This window comes from Kitasatospora sp. NPDC048365 (assembly GCF_043200835.1).
GTDB classification, from domain to species: domain Bacteria; phylum Actinomycetota; class Actinomycetes; order Streptomycetales; family Streptomycetaceae; genus Kitasatospora; species Kitasatospora terrestris.
Genome location: NZ_JBICYJ010000069.1, coordinates 21,623 through 36,516, shown reverse-complemented (window position 1 = coordinate 36,516; position 14,894 = coordinate 21,623). Strand labels below are relative to the sequence as shown.

Below are 14,894 nucleotides of genomic sequence, written 5' to 3'. Positions count from 1 at the left end.
GGCGTTGTCCAGCGACAGCGCGGCGCGGACCGCCAGCTCCTGCAGGGTGTCGGCGTCGCTCCGGGTGAACGGCGCCCGGTCGGGCAGCCGCAGCACGGTGAGGACGCCGAGCACACGGCCGCGCACCGACAACGGCACCACCACCACCGAGCTACCGGCGACCACCGCGGCCAGCTCCGGCCCGCCGAGCACGACCGCGCAGCCCGCCGCCGCGTCCGGACCGATCACCGGGACCAGAACCCGCTTGTTTTCCTGCAGGGCCAGGCCCGGCGGGGTGGAGGCCAGCATGGTGAGCAGTGTGCCCTCGTCCAGGACGTGGTCCCACTGGGCGGTGGCCGGGTTGAAGGCGCGGGCGAGGCGGCGCAGCTCGGTGCGGTCGTCCGGCGGCGTGTCGGGCAGTTCGGCGTCGGAGATCAGCCCGTCCAGCAGGTCGACGCAGGCGAAGTCGCCGTAGAGGGGTGTCAGTGCCTGGCACAACTCGCGGGCGGTGGTGTCCAGGTCGGGGGTGCTGCCGATGCGGCTGCTGGCCTGCCGCACAAAGGTCATGTGCGATGACTCGAGGGCTGGCGCCGGGGGCGGCGCGGTGCGTGCTCTGCTTCGCTCGGCGTTGAGGGTGGCTTCGGCGGCAAGGAGTCGGGCTTCGAGGCGAACGCAGTGCTCCTCGGCGGCGTGTTTCAGCGCCTGGGCCCGGGCGAGCTCGAGGCGCAGGGCTTCCAGCTCGCTTTTCAGGGCGAGGAGTTCGTCGCGGATCTCGTCCGCCTGGTCCGGGCCGGTGTACAGCTCAAGGGTTGCCGCTCCAGCGGTGTACTGGGCGGTCGCCCAGTCGGACTCCAGCTGGAGATAGCGCTGCTCGGCCTGCCGCGCCTGTTCCGCCTTCGATTCGTAGGCTTCCAGGAGGGCGCGTTCTCGGACGGTGGCGAGGCGCAGTTCGCGCTCGGCGGCGCCGAGACGATCGGCCAGTTCGTCGAGCTGGTACCGGGCCGGGTTGCGGACCCGCAACGCGTCCATGCGCAGCAGGTGGGCCTGGTCGCGGACCTCGGCCGTGACGGCCTGCCCGGTGTGCTCGACGACTTGGCGCAGCAGGTCCTCGACAAAGCTTTTCGGGGCGATCCGCTCGCCGCTGAAATAGCGTGAGACGGACCCCTTGTTGCGGTGGCAGCGCGCGGAGAGACGGGTCAGGGTCGTGTCGAGCGCCGCGAAGAGCTGTCCGAGGAATTCGACGAACGCAGCGACCTGCGGCTCAAGGTCGGCCTTGGCCGTGTCGGCCGGCCGCGCCGCGCGCCGATCCAGCATCTCCCTGCCCCCAGATGTCACGGCCACCGCGTTGCGCGTCATCGGCAACACGTTTCCGTGGCGCAACGGGTCACCCACCAAGAAGGGTAGGCGACGTCCAGCCACCGCACATCGGAAAGGGCCTCGATGCTCTCCTCTCTTGCAAGGCAGTTGACGGCATGTCAGCGTTCGCTGATCACTGCGCTCGCTCTCGTTCCGGTGGTCATGGTGACCGCGGCCGTACTGCCGGCCGTCCTTGTGCTGCCGATCCTGCCGGACGGCATCGCCCGCTGCTCGGCCCTGATCGGCGGCCTGCGGCGGTGGACCGCCGCCGTCCTGAAGGGCAGCCGGTAGCCGCCGCCCCGCAGGGCGCCTCGGTCTCCTCGCCCGGGGCTGGTGATCGCCAATTGGGGCAACCGGATTTGCCGCGCGTCGCGTCTGGCTGGCCCGGTGCGCTTGGAACGCCGCGCTGCTCACCCACCGCGCCGGGCACGGTGACGGCCGTCGAGGTCGGCCGGACGCTCGCGAACCCTGGCGCCACCAGACCGAACGCAGGCCTGCGCGGCACCGGACTGCTCCAGGCGCGCATTCCCAGTTCTCCAGGCCGAGGTGATGTCTCAAGAGAAGGATCGTGTGTGGTCGTCATCGTCACGAGTCTGCTGCTGTGCAGCTCACTGACGCGGAGCCTTGGTGCGCTGTAGGTCGATGTAGGCGGTCTCGGGGCCGTACAGGACGAGGAATCCGGTACCGCAGGCGGCAGCTTGTTGGGCCGGGTGCGGGAGGTAGATGCGGTGGATGGCCTGTCCGGTGGTGGGGTTCCAGACGATCGCCGTGCAGTCGTCGCCGGTGGTCATGGCGAGAGGGCCGTCAGGACCTTCGAGGGCAACCACACACCTCACCGGACCGGTGTGGCCTTTGAGGGTGCGTAGGTACCGTCCGGTGGTGAGGTTCCAGACGATCACCTTGCCGTCCCAGCTGGTGGTGATGGCGAGCGGCCCGTCTGGGCCGGCCGCCACCGCCACCGCCACCGAGTCCACTAGGTCGGCGCGGCCTTTGAGGGTGCGCAGGTGCTGTCCGGTGACGGGATTCCAGACGATCACCTTGCCGCCCCAGTCCTTGGTAATGGCGAGCGGCCCGTCCGGACCTGGCGCCACCGTCACGGCCACCGAGTTCACTCGGCGAGCGCGGCCTTTGAGGCTGTGGCCTTCGAAGTTGTGCGGGTGCTGTCCGGTGATGGGGTTCCAGACGATCACCTTGCCGTCCGAGCTGGTGATGATGGCGAGCGGCCCCTTCGGACCAACCGCCACCGCCACCGAGTCCACCTCCACCGCGAACGGTCCAGTGCGGCATCTGACAGTGCGGAGGCGCTGTCCGGTGGTGAGGTTCCAGACGATCGCGTTGCCGTCCGCGCCGGCGGTGATAGCGAGGGAGCCGTGAGGGCCAGCCGCAACCGCCACCGAGTTCACCTTGTCGGTGTGGCCTTCGAGAGTGTGGAGGCGCTGCCCGGTGATGGGGTTCCAGACGATCGCCGTCCAGTCCCAGCCAGTAGTGATGGCAAGAGGGCCGTGAGGGCGATCGAGGATCGCCACCGAGGTCACCGGGCCGGTGTGGCCTTCGAGGGTGTGGAGGCGCTGCCCGGTGGTGGGGTTCCAGACGATCGCCTTGCCGTCGTAGCTGGTGGTGATGGCGAGGGAGCTGTGTGAGCCATCGAGGACCGCCACCGAGGTCACCTTGTGGGCATGGCCTTCAAGGGTTTGCGGGAGCTGTTTGATGGTGGGGTTCCAGACGATCGCCGTGTGGTCAGGGCCGAAGCCGGTGGTGATGGCGAGGCGGCCGTGAGGGCCATCTAGGACGGCCACTGAGCCCACCGGGCCGGTGTGGCCTTCAAGGGTATGGAGGCGCTGCCCGGTGACGGGGTTCCAGACGATCGCGCTACCGTCCGTGCTGGTGGTGATGGCAAGAAGGCCCTTTGGGCCTGTCGCCACCGTCACCGAGGTCAGCCAATCGGTGTGGCCTTCAAGGGTGCGCAGGCGCTGCCCGGTGACGGGGTTCCAGACGATCGCCATACAGTCGTAGCTGGTGGTGATGGCAAGAAGGCCTTCCGGACCCGCCGCCACCGCCACCGAGGTCAACAGGTCCGTGTGGCCCCTGAGGGCTCGCAGGCGCTGCCCGGTCGTGGGGTCCCAGACGATCGCCGTACGGTCGTAGCTGGTAGTGATGGCGATAGGACCTTCCCGACCTGTCGCCACGGCCACCGCCGGTGGCACTATCACCTGCGCCCAGTAGGTGTGGCCTTCGAGAGTGTGGAGTCTCTGCCCGGTGATGGGGTTCCAGACGATCGCCGTGTAGTCCCAACTGGTGGTGATGGCGAGTGGGCCCTGCGGGCCATCGAGGACCGCCACCGAATGCACCTTTTCAGCATGGTCTTCAAGGATGTGGAGTCTCTGCCCGGTGATGAGGTTCCAGACGATCGCCGTACAGTCCCAACTGGTAGTGATGGCGAGTGGGCCCTGCGGGCCATCGAGGACCGCCACCCACCTCACCCTGCCGGTGTGGCCTTCGAGGGTGTGAAGGCGCTGCCCGGTGACGGGGTTCCAGACGATCGCCGTCTTGTCGTTGCTGGTGGTGATAGCGAGAGGGCCATGTGGGCCGGCCGCCACCGCCACCGAGATCACCTCGCCAGCGTGGTTGAGGGTGTGCAACCGAGCGGGGTGGGTGCGGCGGGTCGCCCACCTGGCGGTCGGCATGGCGGCGCCGCTGAACGGCCGTGCGCGGGTGACGGTGTGTGCGAAGTCCGGATGTTGCCAGGCTACGGCGTCGATGGCGAGGAGGCCGCGGCGGGCCTCGATCATGTGGCGCCGGGGGTCGTGGGCGGTGGTCGTGCGGTAGATGTGGGCGTGGAGCTGTGCCTGTTGGCTGTGGGCGTGGTTGAGGTGGGGGGTGAGGGTGTCGGGGTCGGCGTGGAGCAGGTAGATGGGATCTTCGAGCAGGCGGTCGACAGCATGGTCGCCGGCGGCTGCGGCGTGGGCGGCGGCGTGGCTCAGGAGGTAGGGCTGGGCGTCTTGCCACTTCGGGGCGCCGGTGGGTGTCGAGGGGATCGTGTCGAGAAGGGCCTGGTGGAGGGTGGCCGGGTCGGCGTGGCGGCGGGTGTGGTCGGTGAGGGCCTGGTGGAAGTAGCGGTAGAGGAGGCGGTGGTCGGTGTCGGGGGCGGTGCGCAGGTAGAACGCGGTCTTGGTGAGGACTCGGCGGGTGTCGGCGAGTTGGGGGGTGGGGCTGCCGGGGGCGGGGGGTTGGTGGGCGAGGGCGGCGGCGTGGAGCAGGTCGAGGGGCATGCCCTGGCCGCGGGCGTGGCCGAGGGCCGTGAGGACGGGGCGGATCCACGGGTCGGCGGCGGCAAGTTGGCCGGTGTGGAGGTCGAACACTTCGGTGACCGAGCACGGTGCGTCGGCCGGGACACTGTCGGGGGTGGTGCTCAGGTGGTCGGCGTAGAGGGCGGCCACGAGGAAGGCGCCGTGGTCGCTGTAGTGGGCGAGGCGGTCGCCGACGTCGCGCAGCACGTCACGGTCGTGGAGGGGAAGGAGCTTGCCCAGGTAGGTGGCGAGGTCGTCAGCAAGGACGAGGCGGTCGCGTGCGGTAGAGGGGTCGGTGTCGAGTTTCGCTTCGGGGTGCGCTGTCAGGTGCTGGTGTAGGGCGGGGAGGGTGTCCCACCAGGGCCGGGTGCCGATGATGGCGCGGCAGCCGGAATTGCTGCCGGTGGTGAGGGGCAAGAGAAGTTGGTTCAGGACGGCTGCGGGGTCGTCGGCCTCGTCCAGGGCGTCCAGGATGACGAGAGTGTCTCCGCCCGTGGTGTTCAGTTCACGGACGAGGTCGGCGGTGCTCATCCGCTCTGCCTGGCCGAGGCTCGGCGGGATGGGGCAATCCGCACCGGGGGTGGGGGTGTGTTGGAGGCGGAGTTGGTGGACGAGGGAGTCGGTGATGGCCTGGAGGGTGAGTTGGCGAGCGTGGACGGCCAGCACCCGGCCTCGAGAGTGGAGAGCGAATCCCTCGGGCACGACGCGGGCGACCCGGACGATGAGCGGGGTGAGTTCGGGGTGGAGCAGGCAGGCGGTGATGCCGAGGAGCGCGGACTTTCCACTGCCTGGGCTGCCGGTGACCACCAGGAGCCGGTTTGCCGGATCTGCGCCGGTGTCCCGGTTCCAGTCCTCGATCCGCCGCAGGTGGGAGGTCCGGCCGGAGAACAGGAAGTCGGTGACGTGGGGTTCGCCTGCGGCGCGGGTGGCGAAGTGCAATGGGTCCAGGCCTGGGGAGCAGGCGAGGGCGAACTCGCGCAGCCACGGGTTCATGCCGGTCAGGAGACCGGCCTGGGGATCCTTGCTGTGGGCGGGGTTGCGGAAGAACGCGGGCGTCTCAGGGGCGGCACTCGCGTGCGGTGTATGGACGATGTCCTGGCCGGGGTGGCCGCAGGCCCGGTCAGTGGCGGCGAGCTGGCGGTTGATCGCCTGGGCGAGGGTGGAGACGGGCACGTACTCCTGGGCCGGGCTGATGTCGAGTTCGAAGTCGGCGAGTCGGCGCAAGGTTTCGGCGACGGCAGCGGTGAAGCGGGCGCCGTAGGTGACCGCGTCGTTCGCGCAGGCCCCGATGATCCATACGTTCCGCCGACCGTCCTGCCGGCGGCGGGTGGCGAGGTCGGTGAGCTGCTGCTGGACGACGGCCTGGCCGGCCCCGCACACGTCGAGCAGGAACAGCACCGGTCGCCCGCTGTCGTATGCCGCGTTCTCGGCCCGTGTCAGGAGATCCTGGGTGCTGACGCAGGTGTCGTCCAGCTTTCCTGGGCGGGCGTCGCCGTCGGCGGTGGCCAGGTAGAGGGTGCCGCTGCCCGGAGCTGTGACGCCGTGGCCGGTAAAGTGCAGGATCAGTGGCTCGTCCGCTCCGGCGTGCTCCTGCAGCTGGTTCCATGACCGGGTGAAGGTGTCCCTTGTGCATTCGAGCAGCGCCTCTCCGGTGGAGACACCGGCCCGCTCCAGTGCTGAGGCCAGCACTTTGGCCGCCTCGGTGACGGCCGGCAGCTTTCCGAAGACGGCGGCGCCGTCGGCCTGGTCCTCCTCGCCGATGTACCGCTCAAGGTGCCCGACCCCTGCCACCAGTGCCTTGGCCATCCCGGCCCCTCCCCCTTGCTGCATTGTCGTGCGGTCCGAATCTGTTCCCCCGGGACCTACGCCCCGGCCGACCGGCAGGCGCCGACGCCGCCCGCGCGGAGCTGGCGGCCGGTGGGAGTGCCCGTCATCCGTCGGGTCACGGCTGGCTCCTGTCCGTTGGCCCGACGGTGCGTCAGGAAATGTACGGGGTGACGGCGGCCGCGAGCAGGCCGTTGGCAAGATAGCCGCCCAGTCCGTGGAACCCGATCCCGTTGTCGCAGGTCTCGTCGGCGTGGACGGGGAACACCTCACCGAGCTTCGGCGGTACGGCGATCAGGTCGCCGACGTCGGCGATGTTCACCCACCGGCTCACACCGGCAGGCAGGGCGCCGCGGCCGGATCGCAGCGCCGGGTCGAGGCGGCGGGCCAGCGCAGGCACCCTCAGGGGGGAGCCGACAGTCACCAGCAGCTCGACCTCCAGGTCGGGGTTCGCGTGCAGGGTCTCGTAGGTGACATACGAGCCGAGCGAGTGTGCGATGACGACCGACGGCGCTTCCCGCCTGATTACCTCCGCCACCCGCTCGCGGACCAGCTCGCGTCGCTGCGGCCACGTGGTGTATGCCTCCGCCTCGCGGAGATTCGTCACGATCGTGCGCTCTAGACGGCGGACGGTCTGCTCCTGCAAAGCCCGGGTGAGATGGGAGCCGCGTTCGCGGACCAGCCAGCCGAGCATCTGCCGCAACGGTGCCAGCGCCACGTTCTGCGGATCGTCCGGAACAACTGCCCCGGCCGCCACAAGCCACTCGGCCGCCGCAGCCCGCTCCGCAGGGCCGAGACCCTCGAAGCCCGCGTCGTCACCCCCCGACTGGGCCTGTTCGGGCAGGTCCGGGCGGAGCAGGTCGGCGAAGTAGGCCATCGCCACCGCGGGCGCCGCGACCGACAACCGTCCGAGGCTCTCGCCGAGCCGCGGCCGCAACCTCTCCAGGTGATGTTCCGCTGCCTTCTCCGGTGCCGCACCGGGAACATGGTTAAAAATTCCGTGCACCACGACGACCGGCGCCACAGCTACCCCCCCAAGGTGACGGCCCGTGCCCGGGCCTCTCTCCCCTCGGCCTACCCGCGCCACCACTACCGCCACACCATCCCCATGTCGGTGCGGCCCTGTCCCGGTTCCAGCGCAGGGTGTTCGCGGCGCCCGGTGACATTGCCGTTGAAAGCCAGCGCCGCTCCGTTGTGGCCCGTAGGTCGCCACAGGGGTGGTGGTCACTATGCAGCCGCAGAAGACGTCGATGACCAGGCCACTGAGGAATGCAGACTTGCCTGCGCGGGGCCGCGGGAACAGCTGTGCGCCGCCTCGCAACTCCTGGCGGTAGATCAGGTCGAGCTAGGCCGCTGGCGAGACCGGCAGCGGGCCGACTTTACGTCACAGGGCGTCGGCGAGGGAGATGCAGAGTCGAGGCCCGGCGCTTCACCGTGGCCGCGAGCAGTTTCCTCTCGAGCCTCATGCCCTTGGCATACATGACGTAGTAGGCATCGAGGCCGACGGCGGTTCAACCCGATGCCGCCGGCGCGGCCGCCGGGCAACGAGCCGAGCGTGCCGAGACCTGGCCGAAGCCGGAGCCCCGGTGGGGTGTGGCCCGCAGGACCTGGCCGCCTGGGCGAGCAGCAAGGAACTGCAGTCCTTCAGGTTCCCCAATCACGGCACGTCAGAGTCGGTAGCCCAGAGGAAATGCGCCACCTCGTCCCCGTAGCCGACTACCATCCCATCGCTAGTGGCGGCGATCGCCCCCACAGGGTTCGGCATCGTCGTTTCCGGGCGAATCTGGCACCCGGTAGCGAGATCCCACATCAGGATCTGTCCCTTGTCATCACCTGTGACGGTGATCGCGCGGCCGTCTGGAAGCACCGTGGCCGCCACCGCGTTGACCGATCCGTTATGGCCAGAGAACGAATGAAGGTGCTCGCCGGTGGCGGCATCCCACGTCAAGACTCGTCCTTCGAAGTCTCCGGAAATCGCGATGGCACGCCCGCCAGGCAGCACCACGGCCGCCACCGCGCAAACCCATCCAGTGTGTCCAGTAAGGGTGTGGACGTGCTCGCCGGTGGCAACATCCCACGTCAAGACTCGTCCCTCGGAGCCCCCGGAAATCGCGATGGCACGCCCGCCAGGCAGCACCACGGCCGCCACCGTGACGAACCATCCGTGGTCGGTGAGGGTGTGAAGATGATCACCTGTGGCGAGGTCCAACATCAGGATCTGCCCCTGATCGTCGCCTGCAACGGATATGGCGCGCCCATCGGGCAGCACCGTGACCGCCACGGAATTCAGCTTTAGGGTGTTGTGGGAGAAAGTAGACAAGAGATCGCCAGTTTTCAGGTCCCTCACCTGGATCTCGGCGGAGTAGGAAGAGTCGATCGCGACAGCGATGGCGCGTCCGTTCGGCAACCTTGTGACCGCCACCGCCCGCACTCTCGCGGAGTGCCCACTGAGGATGTGAGGATCCTCCTCCAAAGCGAGGTCCCACAGCAGCACTCGACCAGCGGTGTCGCCGGTGACAGCTATGGCGCGCCCGTCGGGCAGGACCGTTATCGCCACCGTGTTGACGCGGCTAGGGTAGTTACCTGCCGCAAAGGTGCGATGCTCGCCGCTGGTCAGGTCCCACACGAGTACCTGCCCATCTCCACCGGTGACGGCGATGATCCGTCCGTCGCGCAGCCCTTCGACTGCCACCACGTAGACCCAGCCTTCCGGACCCGTAGCGGTATGAAGAAGATCCCCGGTCTTCAGGTCCCATGCACGAAGCAGGGTCTCTGCGTCGAAACTGCGGGTGACCGTGACAGCGACACTCCGCCCATCAGGAAGCACCGTCGTCGCCACACAATGGGCCGGGTCCGTGGGGCTAGTGAGCGTGCGGAGGCGTTCCCCTGTGGCGAGGTCCCACACTGTCGTGCATCCCTCGTCGTCGCAGGTGACAGCCACCCTCTGACCATCGGCTAGCTTTTCGACGGCTACCGCTCCCACCTTTCCGTTGTTGGCACCGGTGAGAACGTGGAGTTCTTCCCCGGTGATCAGGTCCCACACGATCGCTTGCCCGTCGTCGTTACAGGTGATGGCGACACTTCGCCCGGGCAGCGCGCCAGGGACGATCACGCGAATATCACCTGCCGGGCCGGCGCGGAAATGATGGACTTCACCGGTATCCAGGTCGAAGCCGATGACCGCCCCCTCAGAGTTCCCCGCGAGCACAGCTGGCCCTCTGCTGCTGAATCCAAGAGCGACAGTTCGCACCGTGCCGATCGGTTCGGCGATGGTGCGGAGGCGTTCTCCGGTGGCCAGGTCCCACACGACCAGAGCCCCCACAAAGTCACCGGTCACGGCAATTGTCCGGCCGTCGTCAAGCATCAAGGTCGCCGCCGCGTATATCCATCCCTGTTCGTTGCCGGTAAGGGTGTGGACGCGGGCTGGGTTCGCTTCACTGTTGGTTGCCCACCGTGGCGTGGCGACGGCGGCATTGCGGTCGACGGGCGTGGTCGCGAGGAGGTGGGCAAGGCGGGGGTTGTGCCAGACAGCAGCGTCGAGGGCGAGAAGGTCCCGGCGGGCTTGGAGCTGGTGACGCCGGGAGTGATGGCTGGTGGTGGTTCGGTAGATGTGGGCGTGGTGGATGGCGAGTCTGCTGATGGCCCTGTGGAGATAGGGGGAGAGAGTGTCGGGTTCCGCGTGGAGGAGGAACTGCGGATCCTCGAGGAGCTGGTCGACGGCTCCGATGCCTACGGAGCAGGAGTGTTCGGCGGCGTGACGCAATAGGTAGGGATCGGCCTGCGCCCAGGATGAGGTGCTGGTGGGGGTATGGAGGAGGGTGCCGGTGAGGGCGTTGTAGATCGTGGCGGGGTCGGTGTGAGCGCGGGTGTGCTCAGCGAGGGCCTCGTGGAAGTAGCGGTAGAGGAGGCGGTGATCGCTGCCCGGGGTTGCACGTAGATAGAATGTGGCTTTGGCAATGACACGACGGGTGTCGGCGAGCTGGGGTGTGGGCTGGCCTGGGGCCGGCGGTTGGTGGGCGAGGGCTGCCTCGTGGATGAGGTTGAGGGGCATGCCCTGACCTCGGGCTTGCCCGAGGACTTCCAGCACTGGACGCATCCACCGATCGCCACGCGTGAGCAGGTTGATGTGGATGTCGAAGACCTCGGTGATGGTGCGCGGTGGTCCGCCTTCCGCGCGTCGGCGATCCAAGCGCAGGTGGTCGGCGTAAAGGGCAGCGACGAGGAAGGCGCCGTGGTCGCTGTAGGTGGCGAGCTGCTCGGCAATCTGGCGCACCTTCGGGCGCGGCAGGAGCCGTCGCGGCATGACCTTCCGCAAGTAGATGTCGAGGTCGTCGGCGAGGACCCGGCGGTCGTCCTCGGTGGCGGGGTCGAGGTCGAGCAGCTCGGCGGGATGTTCGACCAGGTGGCGGTGCAGCGCGGGAAGGACGTCCCACCAGGGTCGAGTGCCGATCAGCACTCGACACCGGCCGGCGCTCCGGCGGCTCCCACTCACGAGTGGAAGGAGAAATTCGTTGAGGACCGCTGCCGGTTCGGTGGCTTCATCAAGGGCGTCAAGGATCACGAGGACGTCGTCGGCATCCTGGAGTGCCTCCAGGAGTGCGGTCCTATCTGGCGGTTCCGGGAGCTGAATCCGACCGCGGGTCTGCTGATCGTGGAGTTGTTGCCACAACGAGTCGATGACCTGATGGAGATTCAGCTGGCGGGCGTGGACGGCCAGGACGGTGGCGGGCACACGCGGTTCGAAGTGCTCCACGGCCGAGCCCACCAGATCTCCGAGAGGCGCTAGCTCGGGGTGGAGCAGACAGGCGGTGACACCGAGGAGGGCCGATTTGCCGCTGCCGGGACCGCCTGTGACCACGAGCAGTCCACCATGATCGCCGTCCGCGTCATAGGTCCACTCCTGGATCCGGCGGAGCTGAGAGTGGCGGCCAGAGAAGTGGATGGCGGTCGCGGTGCGGTTGCCAGCGGCTCGGGTGGCGAAGTGCAGCGGGTCCAGATTCGGCGCGCAGCTAAGGGCGAACTCCCGAAGCCGGGGGTTCATGGTGGTTAGGAGGTCGATTCCGGGGTCGGAGGTGTGCGCGGGGTTGGGGAAGAACGGTTGTACGTCTGGGACGGCGTGGACGTGCGGACTGCGAACCACGGACTGGCCGAGGATTCTGTCGGCCCGGTTCCACTCGGCGAGGTATCGGTCTATCGCTGCGGCCACTGTCTCGACCGGTACGTGCGAGAGCGTGGGGTTCACGTCGAGGTCTCCGTCGGCCAACTGGTGCAGCACCTCGGCGGCGGCCGTGGTGAAGCGGGCACCGTAGGTGGCGGCTTCACTGGTGCAGGCTCCAATGATCCAGACGTTTGGGGGGACGTCCTGCGGCCTGCGGGACGCCAGGTCGGCGAGTTGTTGCTGGATGATGGCCTGCCCGGCCTCGCACACATCCAGGAGGAAGAGCACCTGCCGCCCGCTGTTCTTCGCCTCGCGAAGCAGGGATTCGAAGCTGACACAGGTGTCGTCCAGCTTGTCGTCTCGGGCGCTACCGCCGGCTGTAGCCAGGTAAAGCGCACCACCCCCAGTGGGCTGGGTGCCGTGGCCGGAGAAATGCACGATGAGCGGCTCGCCGGCATTGGCCTGCTGGCGCAGTTCGCTCCACCGCCCCAAGAACTCGGCTCTGCCGCAGTGCAGCATCGGTTCACCGCCGGTCACGGCACCGATCCGGTCGAGCGCGAACGCCATGATTCGTACCGCGTCCTCGACGGCTGGCAGGGCCTCGAACGGCCTCATGCCGTCGGCCTGATCCTCTTCGCTCAGGTGCAGCGCGAAAGACTCCCCGACGCCTGCCACCAACGCCCGCACCACGAGTCCCCAGCCCTTCAGACCGACACGGCCTGACTAGTAGTCAGCAGGTAATGTAGGGCGCGGTGGCGGACACCACCAGCCCGTTCGCGAGACAGCCGCGGAAGCCGAACCCTCTGTGCACTTGCCGGGCGGCTGTCGTCCCGATTCGGCTCCAGACCGCGGCGGTGTCTCGGGTCTGCTCGGCACCAGCGGTGAAGCTGAAGGGAATTCCAGGACTCTCCCTGCCCACCGCTCTCGTGTCAGAGAACCTGCATGCCACAGTTTGGTGATCACGGCACTTCACCAGGCGGACACAGCACGAGTGGATAGAAGACCGCGGCCTCGCGGGTGTGATCAGCTGGCCGAGCCCCTCCCCCGGCCCCGGTACGGGCTCGATGTCGGCCTCCACGACGGGCGGCGTCCGCGGTTCAACCGCAAAGAGAACCCGCGTCGCCCGGCTCTGTCGGGGGCCACGTCGTAGGCGATTTAAGTCATCCTGCAGGACACACACGCCCCTGACCTGCAGTCATGCAAATTGACCCAGAAGGCCAAACTGCCACCACCATCAGCTCAAGAGCACCCACTGCCCAGATCCCCGCAGCTCAACGCCCCCCGAACCCCTGGCCCTGCGATTGCACTCAGAAGACTGCATCACTACTTAGAGATCACAGCTCTTCTTTGGGATCGACCGAGGTCGGGCCAATGACGGGGACATGTTCGGCAACGGGGCAATCTTGATGCCGGAACGATTTTGCGCCACGAACGGGTGACATCAAATCATCCAGAAACGGACTTATCACCCGCCGGTAAGGCGGTCCAGCGCTAGTGTCACGGCTCGCCACCCATCGGCCCGGGGAGTCCCTGGTCGGTCAGAGCATGCCGGCTCTGACCGGGGACTCCCCGTTCGATACACCCGTCTACCAAGAGGAGTACCGGCTATGAAGCCTACCGACGAACAGCCCGGAGGAGCCCCGCGAGGTCCGTGGCGGCACCGTATGCGGGTCCTGGGCCGACGCGCCCTCCTGGGCGCCGCCTACACCGCCGGCGGGCTCCCGCTGACCCTGCTCGGGCACTGGCTGATCAGCCGCTGAGCAGCGGGCTGGCCACCATCCGGACCCGGTCGCCAGCCCGCCCCGCTGAAGGCGCACGGCCGTCGCCGTCTGGCGAGCGTCCCATGCCGACTTTGCATGCCAGTGTGCACGCCGGCGAGCCCCTGCTGTCCGCACCGGGCGTGCCGCACCGGGGCGCGACCCGCTGCGCGCCCGCTGTTTGAGAGTCGAACACCGCGCCTGGTGATCCACACCAACGACTTACGGCCCAGCGAGCAGGGCCACGAACCGTTCGCCTGACGTGGCATCGAGGTCGGCATCTCCCCGGACGGCGACCGGGCCGCCAACGACCGGCACCACAGACCCGCCACCTAGGTGCGCAGCGGGCAACAGCAACCAGTCCGCTGGCTGCCGCGCCCTCCCAGGATCGACGCCTGTACACCAGGATGTTCGCCATCGACGCAGGTGAACCGTCCGGATAGCAGCGGAGCCGCCGAAAGCCGGACTCCCGGTTCAGCTCACGAGCGGGAATCAGACGCCCACGTACGTGCAGCTGCCAGGTTCCTCCACACCTCCGCCGACCCTCCACCCGCGCAAGAAGCACGACAGCCGGTCCGAATCCGCCATCGACTTCCGCAACCGCGTCAACGACTCCCAAGGACTTGGGAAGCCCGCCGGCGACACCCCGTATACGGCATCAGGGGCAACCTCTCCCGAACCACGCGCCACAGCTCCGCCAGGTAGCCGGCTCCGGCGGCGGGAGGATGCACCGAACCGCGAACCGCTTCTGCACGGACGCTGCGCAGGTAATCCAGCGGCCTGACGACCTGTCAGCCGCACTCGGTTCGGTCACCCCAGCCTCACGGGGTCGGCCTCACCCGTACCCAAACCGCCTACTACTTCCGCAGCGGGAAGTAGTAGGCGTTCACCTTCGGTGCGCTTGGAGGGCCGACCGGCGTGCCCCACCGACCCGCCACCGCGTAACGGATACCTGCGACTCTACTCGTCCAAACTCATTTGATTTGCCACTCCGAGCTGCTCCCTGAAAATAGTCATGGCATCTACCAAAGGGACCCGAAAGCCTTTCTGGGCCTGGCACATCAACCGAAGAATGCGCGTCGACGCTCCCCTGGGGCCGGCGGAGCCGGACCCAGGGGATGTGGTCAGCCTAGGTGCTCGGTGATCTGCTCGATGATCCAGTCGGTGATCGAGCGAGCGGCTCCGGAGGCTGCGCCTCGGGCGATCTGTCCGGTGAGGTGGTCGCCGGTGTCTGGGGCCGGCGTCTCGTGGGGTGCGGCTGGCTGCTCGGGGACCATCGCGGTGCGCGGGGTCTTCTCGTTTCGGGTGTGCTGCTTCTTGCGGGACATGAGGTCCTCCCCCGGCGGGGTCGTGGTGAGTACGGGTCAGCCGGCCGGCTTGACCACCACGATCCCGGCGGAGGAGGCCAAGGTGGGCGGATGCGGTCTGATCCGGATTCACCTGCCAACAGGGCAGGTCCGGGCCTACGCTGACCATCTGTCCGGCGGACGGTCCCGGACAGCCGCCGCCGCGCTGTGGCGGGCTTCGCTCTCC

7 protein-coding genes are annotated in these 14,894 nt (G+C 68.2%); 2 read left to right on the top strand and 5 right to left on the bottom strand.

Annotated elements, in window-relative coordinates; genetic code table 11:
• On the bottom strand, window positions 1–1,371 hold a 1,371-nt coding region (locus tag ACGFX4_RS38895), incomplete at its 3' end, for a GAF domain-containing protein (RefSeq protein ID WP_393085470.1).
• 129 nt (window positions 1,372–1,500) lie between these two features.
• Here ACGFX4_RS38895 and ACGFX4_RS38890 point away from each other — a divergent pair.
• A complete protein-coding gene (locus tag ACGFX4_RS38890; RefSeq protein WP_393085468.1) occupies window positions 1,501–1,626 on the top strand; it encodes a hypothetical protein in 126 nt (41 codons plus the stop codon).
• A gap of 317 nt (window positions 1,627–1,943) precedes the next feature.
• On the opposite strand, the gene ACGFX4_RS38885 is transcribed toward ACGFX4_RS38890, so the two are convergent.
• From ACGFX4_RS38885 to ACGFX4_RS38875, 3 genes are all read right to left on the bottom strand, one after another.
• Entirely contained in the window at window positions 1,944–6,428 is a 4,485-nt protein-coding gene (locus ACGFX4_RS38885) for a hypothetical protein (protein WP_393085466.1), read from the bottom strand.
• Window positions 6,429–6,600: 172 nt separating this feature from the next.
• Complete coding sequence (locus ACGFX4_RS38880; protein WP_393085464.1) at window positions 6,601–7,470, bottom strand: hypothetical protein; 870 nt, start codon at window positions 7,468–7,470, stop codon at window positions 6,601–6,603.
• Between the two features lie 633 nt (window positions 7,471–8,103).
• Window positions 8,104–12,279: a hypothetical protein gene (locus ACGFX4_RS38875; RefSeq protein WP_393085462.1), complete on the bottom strand. Its 4,176-nt coding sequence runs from the start codon at window positions 12,277–12,279 to the stop codon at window positions 8,104–8,106.
• Window positions 12,280–13,211: 932 nt separating this feature from the next.
• On the opposite strand from ACGFX4_RS38875, the gene ACGFX4_RS38870 reads away from it, so the two are divergent.
• Window positions 13,212–13,364, top strand: a complete 153-nt coding sequence (locus ACGFX4_RS38870; protein ID WP_393085460.1) for a hypothetical protein — start codon at window positions 13,212–13,214, stop codon at window positions 13,362–13,364.
• Window positions 13,365–14,485: 1,121 nt separating this feature from the next.
• On the opposite strand, the gene ACGFX4_RS38865 is transcribed toward ACGFX4_RS38870, so the two are convergent.
• Window positions 14,486–14,689 carry a hypothetical protein gene (locus tag ACGFX4_RS38865; RefSeq protein WP_393085458.1) on the bottom strand — a complete coding sequence of 68 codons (204 nt, stop codon included), beginning with the start codon at window positions 14,687–14,689 and terminating at the stop codon, window positions 14,486–14,488.
• Window positions 14,690–14,894: the final 205 nt, after the last annotated feature.